Here is a 19,289-nt window from a genome sequence, read left to right on the forward strand (position 1 = left end):
GGCGGCGGGCCCACGGAGCAGGGCCGGAGCGAGGGCATGCCGAGCCTAGGCGAGGCACCGAACGAAAGGGGCAAGAGCGTTTGGTTACTTTGCGCTTTTCAAAGTGACCCGCTGTAAGAGCGGAACCGTCAGCAGCCGTGACCGCAGCTACGGATATGTACACGATCAACAAAAGGCGCTGACGCCTATAAACTGGATCAGCCGTGCAGCGTTTCCGCCGCGTACAGCGTATTTTCCAGCAGGCACGCACGCGTCATCGGGCCAACGCCACCGGGAACCGGCGTAATCCAGCCAGCGCGGGGCAGGGCGGTGTCGTAGGTCACGTCACCGACCAGCTTGCCGTCTTCCTGGCGGTTGATGCCGACGTCGATCACGATCGCGCCTTCCTTGATCCACTCGCCCTTCACCAGCCCCGGCTTGCCAGCGGCCACCACGACCAGGTCGGCACGACCGACGTGGCCCGCCAGGTCCTTGGTGAAGCGGTGGGTGACGGTCACGGTGCAACCGGCCAGCAACAACTCCATCGCCATCGGGCGGCCAACAATGTTGGAAGCGCCGACAATCACCGCGTCCATCCCGTAAAGATCGGCACCGGTGCTTTCCAGCAGCGTCATGATGCCTTTAGGGGTGCACGGGCGCAGCAGCGGGATACGCTGGGCCAGGCGACCGACGTTATAAGGGTGGAAACCGTCGACGTCCTTGTCCGGACGAATGCGCTCCAGCAATCGGGAGGCGTCCAGGTGTTCAGGTAAAGGAAGCTGCAGCAGAACGCCGTCGATAGCCGGGTCGTCGTTCAGGCGATCGATCAGATCGGTCAGCGCTTCTTGAGTGGTTTCAGAAGGCAGGTCATAAGCTTGGGACAGAAAGCCGACCTCTTCACAGTCTTTACGCTTGTGCGAGACATAAACCTGAGAGGCAGGATCGCTGCCGACCAGGATCACCGCGAGGCCGGGCGTGCGCAGGCCTTGCTGGCGACGCTCGGTGACGCGTTTGGCGATCTGCTGGCGCAGGCTGGCGGCGATCGATTTGCCGTCGATTAGTTGTGCAGTCATTGCGCGTGATTAACCATCGAGAGGTGAAAAAAAGAGAGCGCATTCTCGCATGTCATGAGGTGAGGGCAAAGGCGCTTGGTCTGCAAATTCCCCTAAGCCCTTTAATTAAATGAATTTTTTTTAAAAAAGAGTTGACGACCTTCAGGCTCACCTATAACATTCGTCGCACTTGTCGGGCACAGCCTAGCACTGGTTAAGAAGGTTGAGCGGAGTTGATGTTTGATTCGGCGAGACTGAAAGCACTTAGTTTGTAATCGTCCAAGAATACAGATTAACAAGGCGCCCGTAGCTCAGCTGGATAGAGCATCCGCCTTCTAAGCGGATGGTCGCAGGTTCGAGTCCTGCCGGGTGCGCCATTAGGCAGCTTTGGCACAAGTAACGCAACATGGCAATATGGTGGGCGTAGCTCAGTTGGTAGAGCACGGGATTGTGACTCCCGTTGTCGAGGGTTCGATCCCCTTCGTCCACCCCATATTTAGAAAGGCGCCAGATTAACAGTCTGGCGCCTTTGCTTTAAAAGCTTGATACGCGGATGTGGTGGAATTGGTAGACACACTGGATTTAGGTTCCAGCGCCGCAAGGTGTGAGAGTTCGAGTCTCTCCGTCCGCACCATACAAGTCGCTATTTAATAGCAGAAAACGGCGCAGCACCTGAAAAGGGCTGCGCCGTTTTTGTTTTAAAGGTCGCAATTTTCAAGGCAACCGCGGGTTCCGGGTTGAGAGGGCAGGTCGGCTCGTCGCATTTTTGTTTCTCGATGATGCCGATCCGCCCGCTGCCAGGGGGACACGGCCGCTTCTTCCTATATATAGAAGGACTGCTGCAGAGCCTTGGCCTGATTGACCGTATTTGCTAACAGGGCGAGGCATAACCGTTTGTCCCCGCCTATAAATTGCCTGCTGCTTTTTTACCCGTTTTCAGTAGGGTGACTTCTTGAGTTTGACCCACTAGAATGCATGCCCTTGATTCTGGGGTCGGAAACGGCCGGCTAACGTCTGTGCAACGAGGAATATCCATGCAAGTTTCTGTTGAAAATACTTCTGCTCTTGAGCGCCGCATGAGCATCACCGTGCCGGCTGAGCGCATCGAGACTCAGGTCAACAAGCGTCTGCAGCAGACTGCCCAAAAGGCCAAGATCGCTGGTTTCCGTCCAGGCAAAGTGCCAATGAGCGAAATCAAGCGTCGTTTCGGTGCCGATGCGCGCCAGGAAGCGGTAGGCGACGTGATCCAGTCTTCGTTCTACGAAGCGGTCGTCGAGCAAAAGCTGAACCCGGCCGGCGCGCCGTCGATCGAGCCTAAATCGATCGAAGCGGGCAAGGACCTGGAATACGTCGCGGTTTTCGAAGTGTTCCCTGAGTTCACCGTTGCCGGTTTCGACGGTATCGCTGTCGAGCGCCTGAGCGCCGACGTGGCCGATGCCGACCTGGACAAGATGCTGGACGTGCTGCGCAAGCAGAACACCCGTTTTGAAGTGGCCGATCGCGCCGCTCAAAACGAAGACCAGCTGAACATCGATTTCGTCGGCAAGGTCGACGGTGAAGTGTTCGCTGGCGGTTCCGCCAAGGGTACTCAGCTGGTGCTGGGTTCCGGCCGCATGATCCCTGGCTTCGAAGACGGCCTGGTTGGCGCCAAGGCCGGCGAAGAGCGCGTGCTGAACCTGACCTTCCCCGAGGACTATCAGAACCTCGAGCTGGCTGGCAAAGCCGCTGAGTTCACCGTGACCGTGAACACGGTTTCCGAGCCAAAACTGCCTGAGCTGAACGAAGAGTTCTTCGCTCAATTCGGCATCAAGGAAACCGGCCTGGAAGGCTTCCGCACCGAAGTTCGCAAGAACATGGAGCGCGAACTGCGTCAGGCGATCAAGTCCAAGGTCAAGAACCAGGTCATGGACGGTCTGCTGGAAACCAACCCGATCGAAGTGCCAAAGGCGCTGCTGTCCAACGAAGTCGACCGTCTGCGCGTGCAGGCTGTTCAACAGTTCGGCGGCAACATCAAGCCTGACCAACTGCCGGCCGAGCTGTTCGAAGAACAAGCCAAGCGCCGCGTCGTCCTGGGCCTGATCGTGGCTGAAGTGGTCAAGCAATTCGACCTCAAGCCTGACGAAGCCCGCGTTCGCGAAATGATCCAGGAAATGGCTTCGGCCTACCAGGAGCCAGAGCAGGTTGTGTCCTGGTACTACAAGAACGACCAGCAGCTGAACGAAGTCCGTTCGGTTGTGCTGGAAGAACAAGTTGTGGATACTGTTCTGCAGAAAGCTAGCGTGACCGATAAATCGGTCTCTTACGAAGAAGCGGTCAAGCCGGTAGAAGCTCCACAAGCCGACTGATTGATTTTGCGTTAGAAGTACACACCATAAGCCAGCTCTCGAGCTGGCTTATGCGTATTCAAGACAAAACTATTTGGGAGCGACTGCAGAGCATGTTCCGTAATTCTTATATTCAGCAGAACTCTGATATCCAGGCCGCAGGCGGCCTGGTCCCGATGGTTGTCGAGCAATCCGCTCGTGGCGAGCGCGCCTATGACATCTACTCGCGTCTTCTCAAGGAGCGAGTGATCTTCCTGGTGGGGCCGGTAGAGGACTACATGGCCAACCTGATCTGCGCGCAGCTGCTGTTCCTCGAAGCGGAAAACCCGGACAAGGACATCCATCTCTACATCAACTCCCCGGGCGGTTCGGTGACGGCGGGCATGTCGATCTACGACACCATGCAGTTCATCAAGCCGAACGTGTCGACCACCTGTATCGGCCAGGCGTGCAGCATGGGCGCGTTTCTGCTGACGGCCGGTGCCGCCGGCAAGCGTTACTGCCTGCCGAACTCGCGCGTGATGATTCACCAGCCACTGGGCGGTTTCCAGGGCCAGGCGTCGGACATCGAAATCCATGCCAAGGAAATCCTCTTCATTCGTGAGCGTCTCAACACGCTGATGGCCAAGCACAGTGGACACACCCTTGAAGAAATCGAGCGCGACACCAACCGCGACAACTTCATGAGTGCAGAAGCCGCGCGTGAATACGGGTTGATCGATCAGGTGATCGACCAGCGCCCCGCTTAATAAGCAGCTCAAAATAGGGTTGGTCGGCTTGTCTGACCACCAGCGGGCTTGAAAAAGCCCGCAATAGCCTTCATCTTGTGTTGCAAGCCTATCGGATTTGGATCGAACGAATGACTGACACCCGCAACGGCGAGGACAACGGCAAATTGCTTTATTGCTCCTTCTGCGGCAAAAGCCAGCATGAAGTACGCAAATTGATTGCCGGCCCCTCGGTCTTCATTTGCGACGAGTGCGTCGACCTGTGCAATGACATCATCCGTGAGGAGGTGCAGGAAGCCCAGGCCGAGAGCAGCGCGCATAAATTGCCTTCGCCTAAAGAAATCAGCGGCATCCTTGATCAGTACGTGATTGGTCAGGAGCGTGCGAAAAAGGTTCTGGCCGTAGCGGTGTACAACCACTACAAGCGCTTGAACCAGCGTGACAAGAAGAATGACGACGTCGAACTCGGCAAGAGCAACATCCTGCTGATCGGCCCGACAGGCTCGGGTAAAACCCTGCTTGCCGAAACCCTGGCCCGCTTGCTGAACGTTCCGTTCACCATCGCCGACGCAACCACCCTCACCGAGGCGGGTTACGTGGGTGAAGACGTCGAGAACATCATTCAGAAGCTGCTGCAGAAGTGCGATTACGACGTGGAAAAAGCCCAGATGGGCATTGTCTACATCGATGAGATCGACAAGATCTCGCGCAAGTCTGACAACCCGTCGATCACCCGGGACGTTTCCGGTGAAGGCGTGCAGCAGGCCCTGCTCAAGTTGATCGAAGGCACGGTCGCTTCCGTTCCGCCCCAAGGCGGTCGCAAGCATCCGCAGCAGGAATTCCTTCAGGTCGACACCCGTAACATTCTGTTCATCTGCGGTGGTGCGTTCTCCGGTCTGGAAAAGGTTATTCAAAACCGTTCCACCAAGGGCGGCATCGGCTTCAACGCAGAAGTGCGCAGCAAGGAAGAAGGCAAGAAAGTCGGTGAATCCCTGCGTGAAGTCGAACCTGACGATCTGGTCAAGTTCGGTCTGATCCCGGAATTCGTCGGTCGTCTGCCGGTCCTGGCCACGCTGGACGAGCTTGATGAAGCTGCGTTGATGCAGATCCTCACCGAGCCGAAAAATGCGCTGACCAAGCAGTATGCCAAGCTGTTCGAGATGGAAGGCGTAGACCTGGAATTCCGCGCCGACGCGCTGAAATCGGTCGCCAAACGTGCCCTGGAACGCAAGACCGGTGCCCGTGGACTGCGTTCGATCCTCGAAGGCGTATTGCTCGACACCATGTACGAAATCCCCTCGCAGTCCGAGGTGAGTAAAGTCGTGATCGACGAAAGCGTCATCGAAGGCAAGTCCAAGCCACTGTATATCTACGAAAACAGTGAGCCGGCTGTCAAGGCCGCGCCAGACGCCTAAGCGTCACGCTGCCGGTACAAAGAAGGGGCCTTCGGGCCCCTTTGCTATTGTGGTGTAGGAGCTGGCTTGCCAGCGAAGAGGCCCTCACAGCCAACCCGATTTTCATGTCTAACCGGGCCCTGTCAGGCGCCACTACAGTCCGCAATCTTTCAAGCCACTCTTTTATCCGCTTGTTTTTTTCCAAACCAGCCCCCATCTTGGTTTCAAGCTTACTTCCATCTGTTTACGGCCTTACGGCCGCCGTAGAGGCGAAATCATGAAGACGACCATCGAATTGCCTCTCCTGCCATTGCGTGATGTTGTGGTTTATCCGCACATGGTTATCCCGCTGTTCGTGGGGCGCGAGAAATCCATCGAAGCCCTCGAGGCAGCGATGACCGGCGACAAGCAGATCCTTCTGCTGGCTCAGAGAAACCCTGCTGACGACGATCCCGGTGAAGATGCACTCTATCGCGTAGGTACGATTGCAACCGTTCTGCAGCTGCTCAAGCTGCCTGACGGCACGGTCAAGGTTCTGGTCGAAGGTGAGCAGCGGGGCGCCGTGGAGCGCTTCAGCGAAGTGGACGGCCATTGCCGCGCCGAAGTCTCGCTGATCGACGAAACCGACGCGCCCGAGCGCGAGTCGGAAGTGTTTGTCCGCAGCCTGCTGGCTCAGTTCGAACAATATGTGCAGCTGGGCAAGAAAGTCCCGGCTGAAGTCCTGTCGTCGCTCAACAGCATCGATGAGCCGGGCCGCCTGGTCGACACCATGGCCGCGCACATGGCCCTGAAGATCGAGCAGAAGCAGGAAATCCTCGAAATCATCGATTTGTCGGCCCGGGTCGAACACGTCCTGGCGTTGCTGGATGCCGAGATCGACCTGCTGCAAGTCGAAAAACGCATTCGCGGTCGCGTCAAGAAACAAATGGAGCGCAGCCAGCGCGAGTACTACCTGAATGAGCAGATGAAGGCCATTCAGAAAGAGCTCGGCGACAGCGACGAAGGCCACAACGAAATCGAAGAGCTGAAAAAGCGCATCGATGCCGCCGGCCTGCCGAAGGATGCCCTGGCCAAGGCCCAGGGTGAACTGAACAAGCTGAAACAAATGTCGCCGATGTCCGCGGAAGCGACCGTGGTACGTTCGTACATCGACTGGCTGGTCCAAGTGCCGTGGAAGGCCCAGAGCAAAGTGCGTCTGGACCTGGCCCGTGCCGAAGACATTCTCGACGCCGACCACTACGGTCTGGAAGAAGTCAAAGAGCGGATCCTCGAATACCTCGCCGTGCAAAAGCGCGTGAAGAAGATTCGCGGTCCGGTGTTGTGCCTGGTCGGTCCTCCTGGCGTGGGTAAAACCTCGCTGGCGGAGTCGATTGCCCACGCCACCAACCGTAAATTCGTGCGCATGGCCCTCGGCGGTGTACGCGATGAAGCGGAAATTCGTGGTCATCGCCGGACTTATATCGGTTCGATGCCAGGAAGATTGATTCAAAAAATGACGAAAGTGGGAGTGCGCAACCCGCTGTTCCTGCTCGATGAAATCGACAAGATGGGCAGCGACATGCGTGGCGATCCGGCCTCGGCGTTGCTGGAAGTGCTCGATCCCGAGCAGAACCACAACTTCAACGATCACTACCTGGAAGTCGACTACGACCTGTCCGACGTGATGTTCCTGTGCACCTCCAACTCCATGAACATTCCGCCGGCGCTGCTGGACCGGATGGAAGTGATTCGTCTGCCGGGCTACACCGAAGACGAGAAGATCAACATCGCCGTCAAATACCTTTCGCCGAAGCAGATCACGGCCAACGGCTTGAAGAAAGGCGAGCTGGAATTCGACGCCGAAGCGATCCGCGACATCATCCGCTACTACACCCGCGAAGCCGGTGTACGTGGGCTGGAGCGCCAGATTGCCAAGGTTTGCCGCAAGGCGGTCAAAGAGCATGCGCTGGAAAAACGCTTCTCGGTGAAGGTCACGGCCGACATGCTGGAGCACTTCCTCGGCGTGCGTAAATTCCGCTACGGCCTGGCCGAATCCCAGGACCAGATCGGTCAGGTCACCGGCCTGGCGTGGACCCAGGTGGGCGGCGAATTGCTGACCATCGAAGCCGCGGTCGTTCCCGGCAAGGGCCAGTTGATCAAGACCGGTTCCCTGGGTGACGTGATGGTCGAATCGATCACCGCAGCCCTGACCGTGGTGCGCAGCCGTGCGAAGAGCCTGGGGATTCCCCTGGACTTCCACGAGAAGCGCGACACGCACATCCATATGCCGGAAGGGGCGACCCCGAAGGATGGCCCTAGCGCCGGTGTAGGCATGTGCACGGCCCTGGTCTCGGCATTGACCGGGATCCCGGTACGCGCGGACGTCGCCATGACCGGTGAAATCACCTTGCGTGGCCAGGTGCTGGCGATTGGCGGCTTGAAAGAAAAACTGCTCGCGGCTCACCGTGGCGGAATCAAGACGGTGATCATTCCTGAAGAGAACGTACGCGATTTGAAGGAAATTCCTGACAATATCAAAGCCGATCTTCAGATTAAACCGGTTAAATGGATTGACGAGGTCCTGCAAATTGCGCTGCAATACGCGCCGGAGCCCTTGCCTGATGTGGCTCCGGAGATTGTTGCAAAGGATGAAAAACGCGAGTCTGACTCTAAGGAAAGAATTAGCACGCACTAGTACGTATTTGCCTGGGGGGCTTGTTGACGCTTTTTAGAGCCCTTGTTATAAAGCGGCTCTTCAGTGTCTGTTGGCCATTCAGCACTCGTTTTTTTGCTTTCACCAAAAAACTTAGAATCATACTCAAATAGATATAAGGGGACTTAGAGTGAACAAGTCGGAACTGATTGATGCTATCGCTGCATCCGCTGATATCCCGAAAGCTGCTGCTGGCCGCGCGCTGGACGCTGTAATCGAATCCGTCACTGGCGCTCTCAAGGCTGGCGACTCTGTTGTTCTGGTGGGTTTCGGTACGTTCTCCGTCACCGATCGTCCAGCTCGCATTGGTCGTAACCCGCAGACCGGTAAGACGCTGGAAATCGCAGCTGCCAAAAAACCAGGTTTCAAAGCCGGTAAAGCACTGAAAGAAGCTGTCAACTAAGTTCGATTCAGGTTTTTGCCTATCCGGGTCGGGGTCAAGCCTGACCTGGCAGCGGAGCGGGAGTCCAGTCGGCAAGTCGCCGTGCCGAGACACCGAGGGTCGCACGTTCGAGCCCTCGATCCGCTCCGCCAGTTACGAGAAGGCGCATCCTCGGATGCGCCTTTCTTCTATCCGGATTCTACCCACGCTCCACGGTTGCCTAATTTTGAAGTTCAACCGTTTCTGGGGGACGCATGCTGCAGAATATCAGGGACAATTCACAAGGCTGGATTGCCAAGACCATCATCGGGATCATCGTTGTATTGATGGCGTTCACCGGTGTCGAAGCCATTTTCCAGGCCACGACCAACAGCCAGAACGCGGCCAAGGTCAATGGTGACGAAATCAGTCAGAGCGAGCTGAGCCAGGCGGTCGATATGCAACGCCGTCAACTCATGCAACAGCTGGGCAAGGACTTCGATGCCTCCTTGCTCGACGAAAAAATGTTGCGCGAATCGGCCCTCAAAGGCCTGATCGATCGCAAACTGCTGCTGCAAGGCGCAGAAAAATCCGACTTCGCTTTTTCCGAAGCGGCGTTGGACCAGGTGATCCTGCAAACGCCTGAATTCCAGGTGGACGGTGCGTTCAGCGCCGAGCGTTTCGACCAGGTCATCCGTCAACTCGGCTACAGCCGCCTGCAGTTCCGCCAGATGTTGGCTCAGGAAATGCTGATCGGTCAGCTGCGCGCCGGTCTGGCAGGCAGCGGTTTCGTCACCGACGCACAGGTGCTGGCCTTCGCCCGTCTGGAAAAACAGACCCGCGATTTCGCTTCCCTGAACGTCAAGGTCGACCCGGCAGCCGTGAAGCTGACCGACGACGAAGTCAAAGCCTACTACGACGAACACGCCAAGGAATTCATGACGCCGGACCAGGTGGTCATCGATTACCTCGAATTGAAGAAGTCGTCCTTCTTCGATCAGGTCAGCGTCAAGGACGAAGACCTGCAAACGGCGTATCAGAAAGAAACCGCGAACCTGTCCGAACAGCGTCGGGCCGCGCACATTCTGATCGAAGTGAACGACAAGGTGACCGAGGCGCAAGCCAAGGCGAAGATCGAAGAGGTCCAGGCACGCCTGGCCAAGGGCGAGCAATTCGAGGCCCTGGCCAAGGAATTCTCCCAGGACCCGGGTTCGGCCAACAATGGCGGTGACCTCGGTTTCGCAGGTCCTGGCGTCTACGATCCGGCCTTTGAAACAGCGCTGTATGCGTTGGCCAAGGATCAGGTCTCGGCGCCGGTTCGCACCGACTTCGGTTTCCACCTGATCAAGCTGCTGGGTGTCGAAGCGCCGCAAGTGCCAACCTTCGCCAGCCTGAAAGACAAGCTGACCCGCGAGCTGAAAACCCAGCAGGTCGAACAGCGTTTCGTCGAGGCCACCAAGCAACTGGAAGACTCGGCGTTCGAGGCCTCCGACCTGGCCCAGCCGGCGCAAGACTTGAAGCTGACCGTGCACACGTCCAAGCCGTTCGGCCGTGAAGGTGGTGACGGTGTGGCGGCCAACCGTGCCGTGATCACCGCTGCGTTCAGTCCTGAAGTGCTGGATGAGGGTGCCAACAGCACCGCCATCGAGCTCGATCCGGAAACCGTGATCGTGCTGCGCGCCAAGGAACACCTCAAGCCTGCGCAACTGCCGCTCGAAGCCGTGTCTGCCGCGATCCGTGGGCAATTGGCCAAGGAGCACGCCAGTGCTGCCGCCAAGACCAGGGCCGATGAGTTGATCGCCGGCCTGCGCGACGGCAAGACCCCGCTGAACCAGGCCATCGACGGTCAGAACTGGGCAGTCGTCGCCGCCGCCACTCGCGCTCAGGAAGGGATCGACCCGACTGTGCTGCAGGCGCTGTTCCGCATGCCAAAACCCGCCGCGAAGGACAAACCGACCTTCAATAGCGTGACCCTGGCCGATGGCAGCCTGGTGATTGTGCGTCTTGATGGCGTGAACGAAGCAGCGGCGCCGACCGATGAAGAGAAGGCCCAGTACCGTCGCTTCCTCGCCTCGCGCATTGGCCAGCAAGACTTTTCGGCCTACCGCAAGCAGTTGGAAGCCGAAGCGGACATCGAGCGGTTCTGATGCCTGATTGAAGTATTACGCAACACAAAAACCCCGGCCCAAAAGGCCGGGGTTTTTTTTCCCTGCCATGATCGTTCCCACGCTCTGCGTGGGAATGCCGCCATGGACGCTCTGCGTCCGCTGTTGAAGCTGTGACGCAGAGCGTCACGGGATACGTTCCCACGCAGAGCGTGGGAACGATCTTCATGTCCTGTCCATCGGAACACTGAAATCGTCATGCGACTTTCCTGCCTTTAAACGGTCAGTAGTCGTGTAACCGTTTTAAGACACCAATCGGTGCGACGCTAAGCATCGTTCTGTTGCACAATACGCCCCAGACCGTTTCCTCAGGATGCTCAATGTCTAAATCAATTCCCATGCATGTCATCGGGCTGGCTCTGGTATTGGCTGCCGCTGCCGGCTGCTCGTCGGAAAAGACCGCCATTTATGAGCATGAGAACTTCGATGACTCCGGTACCTTTTCCCGCAATTACCCGGTGACCGATGCACAGACCTGCGAGGCCGCCCGTCGGGCGTTGCTCAGCCAGGGCTATATCATCACCAGCAGCGACCCGAAACTGGTCAGCGGCCACAAGAGCTTCCAGCAGACCGGCGATACCCACATGGAGATCAGCTTCAGTGTGGTCTGCGCCGACGACGGCACCGAGGGGCATCATGCGACCATGTTCGCCAACGCCCTGCAGGACCGCTATGCGCTGAAGAAGACCAACAACTCCGCCAGCCTCGGCGTGGGTGTGTTGGGTTCGGTATCGATGCCGATCGGCTCGTCCGACGACTCGATGGTCAAGGTCGCCAGCGAAACCGTCTCCTCGGCCAAGTTCTACGAGCGTTTTTTCACCCTGGTCGAGTTGTTCCTGCCACCGGAAGCGAAGAAGGCGGCACACATCAAGGAAAAGCCGAAAACCGACCTGGGCGTGCCTGAAGCCAAGGTCGCACCGGCTCAATTGGTGCCGACGCCTGCACCGGCGGCAGAGCCTGCGCCTGCTCCGGCCCAAGAGCCAGAACCGCAACCTGCACCGGCGGCCTCGGAGCCGGTCGCGCCGCCGCCTGAAGCCGCACCGATTACCCCGGTCGAGAACAGCGAACCGGCAACCTCCACCGACACGGGCACCGCTCCGGCGGACTCCAGCCTGCCGCCCCCGACCGAGCCGATTCCGGCCATGCCGGTCACTGGCCGGTAATCGGGGGCTGACGTTCCGGGATCGGGCCACACGGCGCCGATCCCGGAACATCTCATCATTGATCCTCGTCAATCCTGGTCACAGTTTTGCGGCCAGTATCGAAAAAATCCTGAGATAAATTCCTGAACGCCTGCTACGTTTTATCAAGTAGCCGCGTAGCGTCTTGCCTGCGTCATTTTTCGTTCACACGGGCACTTTATGCTCAGGGCGCAGGTCACTTATTCAGGCATTTTTTCAAACGAACCGTGGGGGAATAAAAATGGACGATTATCAAGAAGAACTGCTCGAGTACCAGGCGTTCGAACTCGACCCGCTGGAACCCGCCGAAGACGCTACCGAGCTGTAGGCGTCAGGCGGATTGGCGATGACTGCGGCGAAACTCGCCGGGGGTCTGGCCATTCCAGCGCTTGAAGGCCCGTTGAAAGGCTTCGGCTGAAGCAAAGCCCAGCAGGTAGGCGATTTCTCCGAACGCCAGTTCGGTATCGCGGATGTAGGTCATGGCCAGGTCGCGGCGCGTGTCGTTGAGGATTGCGCGAAACTGCGTGCCTTCCTCGGCCAGTTTGCGGCGCAAGGTCCAGGTCGGCAGCTTCAGGCGTGCCGCCACTTCTTCCAGGTCGGGTTCCCGGCCACCATTGAGCAACGGCCCCAGCAACTGAGTGATGCGTTCACGCAGGCTGCGGGTGCGTGTCAATTGCTCCAGTTCCCGTTCGCACAATTGCAGCAGGTGCCGCCAGGTGCTCGGGCAGTGCAGCGGATTGCGCTGGGCCAGGCTGGCCAGGCTCAGGCGCAGTTGATTGTGTTCGGCACCGAACTGGATCGCACAGTCGCCCAGTATGGCATAGGCCTCACGGTAATCCGGCGCCTGGAACTCGATCTCGATGCGTTCGGCGCGCAGGGGGGCAGGGCTGACGCTGGACAGTTGCTGCAACCAGCCGGCGATGATCGAATCCACCACGAAGCGGTTATAGGCGTTGTAAGGGCTGATGGAATAAAAGCGCAACCAGGCGCCCTGGGCGTCCTCGTGAAAGCTTGATTGCCCGCGATAGTTGGAGCCGTACAAGGCTTCGAAACGAATCAGGCAGCGCGCCGCTTCGCGCACCGTTGGCGCCTGTGCCGCGGTCACTCCAGCCAGGCCGGCCTGGCCCAGGCGACTGAGCTGGCCCATGCGCAAACCCAATGCCGGGTCGTTGGTCAGCTGAATGGCGCTGTGGCCCAGGCGCATGTAGCGCGGGATCGAGAGCCGGGCGCCGGCTTCGCTCAAGCGAGCCGCGTCAAGGCCGTACTGCTCGAGCAAGGGCTGTGGGTCGGCACCGTGGCTGCGCACGGCGTCGGCCAGGCTGTGCACGAAGCCCACCGACAGATCGCCCAGTCGCATGGGCAAGGGTTTCATGGGTTATAACCACAGGTTCAGCAAACGCGCGCCAGGGGCATTGCCGTCGGCGAAATGCTGGCCGTTGCTGCTGAGAAAGCTCTGCCCGGCGCTGCCCTGATCCCAGAACTGACCGCGCAGGAACACGCTCATGCCGGCGATCGCCTGGCTGCTGGGCGGTTGAGCGGTGAGGGTCAGGTGATGCCAGGCCTGGCCTTCGCTGAGTTCTTCGGCCTTGAGGCTGACGGAGCCGGGCGTCGACAACCCCTTGTAGCCGCGCCACGGTTTATCCCAGGTACCGCGCCCGGTCACGAAGGCCGGCACCGCGACGAACTTCGCGCCCTGGTCGTCCAGCTTGCGGTAGGCATCCGGGTACCAGCTGTCGCTGCCGATCAGCACTCCCAGGCGTCCGGCCGGGGTATCGACCACGCTGAGCGTGCGCTCGCCATTGGCCGCAATAACCTCATGGTCATCGAATACCGGGTGCATCTGGCGCTGGGGTTGGCCGATCGGCAGGCCGTCACGGCCGAACACCACGCTGCTGTTATACAGCGCGCCGCCGCCGACTTTCAGCCGGCCCTCGATGATGCTCGGTTCGGGCAACACGATGGAGCCGGCCACCAGGGTCACCTGGAATTCCTTGGCCAGGCCACCGAACAGAGCCTGGTAATCCTTGGCCATGCCTTTGGCTTTCATCCGCAGGTGAGCATCGTCCAGGCGACTGTCGCCCCGGGCACTGACCAGGGCGCGGATGAACTTCAAGGGATTGCTCGCCGCCAGCCAGTTCATGGCTTCCTTGAGGGTGGTGGCCTGGTACAGCTCATCTTTCTCGCCGCTGACCATCAGCCAGGTACCGATGTGTTCCGGCAGCACGACAATGGTTTTTTCATTCAGCAGGCCCTGGTCCCGGGCCTTCTGCAAATAGGCCGCGAGCTTGCGGTGCAAGCGCTCGGAGCTTTGGTAATCGGTGGGGAACAGTTCGGGCTGGATGCCCAGCAGGTTGCCGCGATCGGCAGGCGTGCCCTGATCGACGGCGAGATCGATCCGCAGGTCCGACAGGTAGTGACCCACCGGACGGTCAGCGGCCCACATCGCGTAGGTGGTCAAGGCGGCAATCAATGCCATGGAGAACGTCAGGTACAGAAGTTTGCGCATGGGAAAACAGTCAACAGCCGTGTGCAGGATTCGCTGACTAGGGTAGGGCCCATGCCGGCGCTTGCCAAGGGGCGCTGCGCATTTGGATCAATAAGTTGTCAGTTACGGTCATTGAGCGACCGGTGGCGTGCTCATAGTCTGTGCCACATGACAGAGGGGTGCCAAAGAGCACCCTCACTTTTTCCGTGATCGTTCGTTGTGGAGTTACCGATGGCCGCCGCTCATTACCCGCACCTGTTGGCCCCGCTGGACCTGGGTTTTACCACGTTGCGCAACCGCACCCTGATGGGCTCGATGCACACCGGTCTTGAGGAGAAACCCGGCGGTTTCGAGCGCATGGCCGCGTACTTCGCCGAGCGTGCCCGGGGCGGCGTGGGCCTGATGGTCACCGGCGGCATTGGCCCCAACGACGAGGGCGGGGTGTATTCCGGTGCGGCCAAGCTGACCACCGAGGAAGAAGCGCTCAAACACCGGATCGTGACCCGCGCGGTGCACGAGGCGGGCGGCAAGATCTGCATGCAGATCCTGCACGCCGGCCGTTATGCCTATAGCCCGAAACAGGTCGCGCCGAGTGCGATCCAGGCGCCGATCAACCCGTTCAAGCCCAAGGAGCTGGACGAGGAGGGCATCGAGAAACAGATCAGCGATTTCGTCACCTGCTCGACCCTGGCGCAAACCGCCGAGTACGACGGTGTCGAGATCATGGGCTCGGAAGGTTATTTCATTAACCAGTTCCTCGCCGCCCACACCAACCACCGCACCGACCGTTGGGGCGGCAGCTACGAAAACCGCATGCGCCTGCCGGTAGAGATCGTGCGCCGGGTGCGCGAAGCGGTCGGCCCGAACTTCATCATCATCTTCCGCCTGTCGATGCTCGACCTGGTGGAAGGCGGCAGCTCCTGGGAAGAAATCGTGCAGTTGGCCAAGGCCATCGAGCAGGCTGGCGCGACCATCATCAACACCGGCATCGGCTGGCACGAAGCACGAATCCCCACCATTGCCACCAAGGTGCCGCGCGGTGCGTTCAGCAAAGTCACGGCCAAGCTGCGCGGCTCGGTGAACATTCCGCTGATCACCACCAACCGCATCAACACCCCGGAAGTCGCCGAGCAGATCCTCGCCGAAGGCGATGCCGACATGGTGTCCATGGCGCGCCCCTTCCTCGCCGACCCGGACTTCGTCAACAAGGCCGCCGCCGGTCGTGCCGATGAAATCAACACCTGCATCGGCTGCAACCAGGCGTGCCTCGATCACACCTTTGGCGGCAAGTTGACCAGCTGCCTGGTGAACCCGCGGGCCTGCCACGAGACCGAACTCAATTACCTGCCGGTGCAGCAGATCAAGAAAATCGCCGTGGTCGGCGCCGGCCCCGCCGGTCTGTCCGCGGCGACCGTGGCCGCCGAACGTGGCCATCAGGTGACGCTGTTCGATTCGGCCAGTGAAATCGGTGGCCAGTTCAACATCGCCAAGCGAGTGCCGGGCAAGGAAGAGTTCTTCGAAACCCTGCGCTACTTCAACCGCAAGCTGCAGACCACCAACGTCGAGGTGTGCCTGAACACCCGGGTCGATGTGGCGCAGTTGCTGGCAGGCGGTTACGACGAGATCATCCTCGCCACCGGCATCGCCCCGAGGACCCCGGCGATTCCGGGCGTGGAGCACGCCAAGGTGCTGAGCTACCTGGACGTGATCCTCGAGCGCAAACCGGTGGGCAAGCGTGTCGCGGTGATCGGCGCCGGGGGGATCGGTTTCGACGTGTCGGAATTTCTGGTTCACCAGGGCGTGGCCACCAGCCAGGACCGTGAAGCGTTCTGGAAGGAGTGGGGCATCGATACCCACCTTCAAGCCCGCGGCGGTGTGGCCGGCATCCAGGCCGAGCCCCATGCACCGGCTCGTGAGGTGTTCCTGCTGCAACGCAAGAAATCCAAGGTCGGCGACGGCCTGGGCAAGACCACCGGCTGGATTCACCGCACCGGCCTGAAGAACAAGCAGGTGCAGATGCTCAACAGCGTCGAGTACCTGAAGATCGACGACCAAGGCCTGCACATCCGCATCGGCGACACCGGCGAACCGCAACTGCTGCCGGTGGACAACATCGTGATCTGCGCCGGGCAGGATCCCCTGCGTGAACTGCATGACGGCCTGGTGGCGGCGGGACAGAACGTGCATTTGATCGGCGGCGCGGATGTGGCGGCGGAGCTGGATGCGAAGCGGGCGATCAATCAGGGGTCGCGGTTGGCGGCTGAGTTATAACAGCAGGTCCGACGTACCAATGGCAATCGCGGGCAAGTCGCCGGGATTGCCGGCATCTGGGAGATCCGTGCCTGCCACCGTGCCAATGGGGGAGCGAGCCTGCTCGCGAAAGCGGTATGTCTGTCGCTGCGAATGTTGAATTTGCCGCCGCCTTCGCGAGCAGGCTCGCTCCCACAGGGGATCGTCGGCATCTGGGAGATCCGTGCCTGCCACCGTGCCAATGGGGGAGCGAGCCTGCTCGCGAAAGCGGTATGTCTGTCGCTGCGAATGTTGAATTTGCCGCCGCCTTCGCGAGCAGGCTCGCTCCCACAGGGGATCGTCGGCATCTGGGAGATCCGTGCCTGCCACCGTGCCAATGGGGGAGCGAGCCTGCTCGCGAAAGCGGTATGTCTGTCGCTGCGAATGTTGAATTTGCCGCCGCCTTCGCGAGCAGGCTCGCTCCCACAGGGGATCGTCGGCATCTGGGAGATCCGTGCCTGCCACCGTGCCAATGGGGGAGCGAGCCTGCTCGCGAAAGCGGTATGTCTGTCGCTGCGAATGTTGAATTTGCCGCCGCCTTCGCGAGCAGGCTCGCTCCCACAGGGGATCGTCGGCATCTGGGAGATCCGTGCCTGACACCGTGCCAATGTGGGAGCGGGCTTGCTCGCGAAGGCGGCCTATGAGCGACTAGAATGCTCGCTCTTTCCCAGCCCAATCAGGCACCAATGCTTTCTCCTCCTGCCCACTGGCAACCCGAAGCTCCCCTCGAACTTCTTCATCTGGATTGGCTAAACCGATCAGGCATCGAAGTCGCCGTCCTGCGCCTGGATCAGATCGACCCGCTGATCAGCGGCAACAAGTGGTTCAAGCTCACCGAACACCTCAAGGCCGCTGACCTGGCCGGGGCCAAGGGCATCATCAGCCTGGGCGGCGCCCACTCCAATCACTTGCATGCCCTGGCCGCCGCTGGCAAACGCTTCGGTTTCCCCACTGTCGGTCTGCTGCGCGGACATCCGCAAGACACCCCCACGGTGCAAGACCTGCAGGCGTTCGGCATGGCGTTGCACTGGTTGGGTTATGGCGGTTATCGCGCACGGCACGCCCCCGGTTTCTGGCAGCCATGGCGGTCGCAATATCCCGATCTGCAGCCGGTGCCGGAAGGTGGCGGCGGTTTGCCGGGCGCCAAGGGCTGCATGCCGCTGAAAACCATGGTCAGCGAGCAGTTGAGCGGTCTGGGGTGGAGCGACTACGACGGCTGGTGGCTGGCCTGCGGCACCGGCACGACCCTGGCCGGCCTGGTGCTGGCCGAAGCGGGCGAGCATCCGGTGCATGGCGCCCTGGCAGTGCCCGACGATCATGGTGTGGCGCAGCAGGTCCAGGGCATTGTGCAGGAAGCGGGGTTGGTCGATACCGCCTATGAACTGCTGGACGCCAGTCGGGGGGGCTTTGCCAAAGTCGATCCGCTGTTGCTCGAATTCATCGAGCGGACCGAGCGGGCCAGCGGCATTCCCCTCGAACCGCTGTACACCGGCAAAGCCCTACTGGCACTTAAGCAGCAAGTCGACGCCGGTAAGTTTCCCCGGGGAACGCGCCTGATCTTCATCCATACCGGCGGCTTGCAAGGCCGCCGGGGGTTCAATCCACAGAGATAAAGTTCGTGGCGAGGGAGCTTGTCGGAACGCCGCACCGTCCCGCTGGGCTGCGAAGCGGCCCCAAAAAAGCCGAACGCGCATGACCTGATTGACCTCGGCCAACCGTTTTGCGCCTGCTACGCAGTCGAGCGGGAGCAAGCTCCCTCGCCACAAATGATCACTTGCCCAGGCGTTTTCTCATCACGGTTCAACCGCGCTTGGGCATCATCCGCAGCAACGTGTTATCCCCCACCACATAATGGTGATAAATCCCCGCCAGGGCATGCAGGCCGATCAGCCAGTAACCCAGGGTGCCGCCGAGTTCATGCCAGCCCTGGATCTGCTTGGCCAACGCCTTGTCCTCCGCGACCAGCAGCGGCAAATCGAAACCATAGAACATCACTTGATGGCCCTTGGCACTGGTGACCAGCCAGCCCAGTATCGGCATGGCGATCATGAACAGGTACAACGCCCAGTGCATCAATTTCGCCAACAGGGTTTGCCAGCGGGGGGAGGCCGGGAAGATCTGCGGTGCCGGACCCAGGCTGCGGGCGAACAGTCTCAACCAGACCAGCACGAACACGGTCAAACCCAGCATGAAGTGCGATTCGGTGATCAGCGTGCGACCGCCGCTGCCTTTGGGAAAGATCCCGCGAAACTCGATACAGGCGTAGACCAGCGCCAGCAGGACCAGCATCAACCAGTGCAGGGCGATCGACACGGTGCTGTAGCGCGAGTCGGAATTCTTCCAGGGCATACGGCGTTCCTCACAGGTCAGGTCAGGCCACCGTTCTTGGTCGACGATGTGCGTTTAACTGTAATCCTGTTTCGCCGGGTTTGCCTCTGTAGGAGCTGGCTTGCCAGCGAAGAGGCCATCACATTCAACATAAATGTTGACTGGTCTGACGCCTTCGCGAGCACTGTAGGAGCTGGCTTGCCAGCGAAGAGGCCATCACATTCAACATAAATGTTGACTGGTCTGACGCCTTCGCGAGCACTGTAGGAGCTGGCTTGCCAGCGAAGAGGCCATCACATTCAACATAAATG

At 59.8% G+C, this 19,289-nt stretch carries 13 protein-coding genes and 3 tRNA genes; 12 read left to right on the forward strand and 4 right to left on the reverse strand.

Annotation, left to right across the window (positions count from 1 at the left end; all coding sequences use genetic code 11):
- Positions 1-197: 197 nt before the first annotated feature.
- Positions 198-1,052, reverse strand: coding sequence for a bifunctional methylenetetrahydrofolate dehydrogenase/methenyltetrahydrofolate cyclohydrolase FolD (gene folD, locus F8N96_RS26540; RefSeq protein WP_150765788.1), 855 nt, complete (start codon positions 1,050-1,052; stop codon positions 198-200).
- A gap of 279 nt (positions 1,053-1,331) precedes the next feature.
- Here folD and F8N96_RS26545 point away from each other — a divergent pair.
- The 10 genes from F8N96_RS26545 (at position 1,332) to F8N96_RS26590 (ending at position 11,858) form a co-directional block, all read left to right on the forward strand.
- Positions 1,332-1,408 (forward strand) — tRNA-Arg (locus F8N96_RS26545).
- A gap of 40 nt (positions 1,409-1,448) precedes the next feature.
- Positions 1,449-1,524, forward strand: a tRNA-His gene (locus tag F8N96_RS26550).
- A 56-nt stretch (positions 1,525-1,580) separates the two neighbouring features.
- Positions 1,581-1,665: transfer RNA gene (locus tag F8N96_RS26555), tRNA-Leu, on the forward strand.
- Positions 1,666-2,065: 400 nt separating this feature from the next.
- Positions 2,066-3,376: a trigger factor gene (tig, locus tag F8N96_RS26560; protein ID WP_150800316.1), complete on the forward strand. Its 1,311-nt coding sequence runs from the start codon at positions 2,066-2,068 to the stop codon at positions 3,374-3,376.
- Positions 3,377-3,468: 92 nt separating this feature from the next.
- Positions 3,469-4,104 carry an ATP-dependent Clp endopeptidase proteolytic subunit ClpP gene (gene clpP, locus F8N96_RS26565; RefSeq protein ID WP_064680636.1) on the forward strand — a complete coding sequence of 212 codons (636 nt, stop codon included), beginning with the start codon at positions 3,469-3,471 and terminating at the stop codon, positions 4,102-4,104.
- A 110-nt stretch (positions 4,105-4,214) separates the two neighbouring features.
- Positions 4,215-5,498, forward strand: a complete 1,284-nt coding sequence (clpX, locus tag F8N96_RS26570) for an ATP-dependent Clp protease ATP-binding subunit ClpX (RefSeq protein ID WP_150800317.1) — start codon at positions 4,215-4,217, stop codon at positions 5,496-5,498.
- Positions 5,499-5,754: 256 nt separating this feature from the next.
- Positions 5,755-8,151 (forward strand): endopeptidase La, encoded by a 2,397-nt coding sequence (gene lon, locus F8N96_RS26575; protein ID WP_150765786.1) that lies wholly within the window; start codon positions 5,755-5,757, stop codon positions 8,149-8,151.
- A gap of 148 nt (positions 8,152-8,299) precedes the next feature.
- A complete protein-coding gene (locus F8N96_RS26580; protein ID WP_002552737.1) occupies positions 8,300-8,572 on the forward strand; it encodes an HU family DNA-binding protein in 273 nt (90 codons plus the stop codon).
- A gap of 233 nt (positions 8,573-8,805) precedes the next feature.
- Complete coding sequence (locus F8N96_RS26585) at positions 8,806-10,677, forward strand: SurA N-terminal domain-containing protein (RefSeq protein WP_150800318.1); 1,872 nt, start codon at positions 8,806-8,808, stop codon at positions 10,675-10,677.
- Between the two features lie 338 nt (positions 10,678-11,015).
- Entirely contained in the window at positions 11,016-11,858 is an 843-nt protein-coding gene (locus F8N96_RS26590; protein WP_150800319.1) for a DUF2242 domain-containing protein, read from the forward strand.
- A gap of 349 nt (positions 11,859-12,207) precedes the next feature.
- On the opposite strand, the gene F8N96_RS26600 is transcribed toward F8N96_RS26590, so the two are convergent.
- Positions 12,208-13,248, reverse strand: coding sequence for an AraC family transcriptional regulator (locus F8N96_RS26600; protein WP_150800321.1), 1,041 nt, complete (start codon positions 13,246-13,248; stop codon positions 12,208-12,210).
- 3 nt (positions 13,249-13,251) lie between these two features.
- The gene (locus F8N96_RS26605) at positions 13,252-14,382 is read right to left on the reverse strand and encodes a carbon-nitrogen hydrolase family protein (RefSeq protein WP_150800322.1); all 1,131 of its coding nucleotides are present in this window, start codon (positions 14,380-14,382) and stop codon (positions 13,252-13,254) included.
- Between the two features lie 210 nt (positions 14,383-14,592).
- Here F8N96_RS26605 and F8N96_RS26610 point away from each other — a divergent pair, with 210 nt between their 5' ends.
- Both F8N96_RS26610 and F8N96_RS26620 read left to right on the forward strand, forming a co-directional pair.
- Complete coding sequence (locus F8N96_RS26610; RefSeq protein WP_150800323.1) at positions 14,593-16,632, forward strand: NADPH-dependent 2,4-dienoyl-CoA reductase; 2,040 nt, start codon at positions 14,593-14,595, stop codon at positions 16,630-16,632.
- Positions 16,633-17,336: 704 nt separating this feature from the next.
- Positions 17,337-18,263, forward strand: coding sequence for a 1-aminocyclopropane-1-carboxylate deaminase/D-cysteine desulfhydrase (locus F8N96_RS26620; protein ID WP_150800331.1), 927 nt, complete (start codon positions 17,337-17,339; stop codon positions 18,261-18,263).
- A 187-nt stretch (positions 18,264-18,450) separates the two neighbouring features.
- Here F8N96_RS26620 and F8N96_RS26625 read toward each other — a convergent pair whose 3' ends face one another.
- Positions 18,451-18,999 (reverse strand): cytochrome b, encoded by a 549-nt coding sequence (locus tag F8N96_RS26625; protein ID WP_150800325.1) that lies wholly within the window; start codon positions 18,997-18,999, stop codon positions 18,451-18,453.
- Between the last annotated feature and the right edge of the window lie 290 nt (positions 19,000-19,289).

The sequence above is a fragment of the Pseudomonas fluorescens genome (assembly GCF_902497855.1).
In the GTDB taxonomy this organism is placed as follows: Bacteria; Pseudomonadota; Gammaproteobacteria; order Pseudomonadales; family Pseudomonadaceae; genus Aquipseudomonas; species Aquipseudomonas fluorescens_BI.

Bases quoted from the DNA above. Each gene is read 5' to 3' on its own strand.
- folD (WP_150765788.1), bottom strand. From the start codon at position 1,052: ATGACTGCACAACTAATCGACGGCAAATCGATCGCCGCCAGCCTGCGC.
- tig (WP_150800316.1), top strand. From the start codon at position 2,066: ATGCAAGTTTCTGTTGAAAATACTTCTGCTCTTGAGCGCCGCATGAGC.
- clpP (WP_064680636.1), top strand. From the start codon at position 3,469: ATGTTCCGTAATTCTTATATTCAGCAGAACTCTGATATCCAGGCCGCA.
- clpX (WP_150800317.1), top strand. From the start codon at position 4,215: ATGACTGACACCCGCAACGGCGAGGACAACGGCAAATTGCTTTATTGC.
- lon (WP_150765786.1), top strand. From the start codon at position 5,755: ATGAAGACGACCATCGAATTGCCTCTCCTGCCATTGCGTGATGTTGTG.
- F8N96_RS26585 (WP_150800318.1), top strand. From the start codon at position 8,806: ATGCTGCAGAATATCAGGGACAATTCACAAGGCTGGATTGCCAAGACC.
- F8N96_RS26590 (WP_150800319.1), top strand. From the start codon at position 11,016: ATGTCTAAATCAATTCCCATGCATGTCATCGGGCTGGCTCTGGTATTG.
- F8N96_RS26600 (WP_150800321.1), bottom strand. From the start codon at position 13,248: ATGAAACCCTTGCCCATGCGACTGGGCGATCTGTCGGTGGGCTTCGTG.
- F8N96_RS26605 (WP_150800322.1), bottom strand. From the start codon at position 14,382: ATGCGCAAACTTCTGTACCTGACGTTCTCCATGGCATTGATTGCCGCC.
- F8N96_RS26610 (WP_150800323.1), top strand. From the start codon at position 14,593: ATGGCCGCCGCTCATTACCCGCACCTGTTGGCCCCGCTGGACCTGGGT.
- F8N96_RS26620 (WP_150800331.1), top strand. From the start codon at position 17,337: ATGCTTTCTCCTCCTGCCCACTGGCAACCCGAAGCTCCCCTCGAACTT.
- F8N96_RS26625 (WP_150800325.1), bottom strand. From the start codon at position 18,999: ATGCCCTGGAAGAATTCCGACTCGCGCTACAGCACCGTGTCGATCGCC.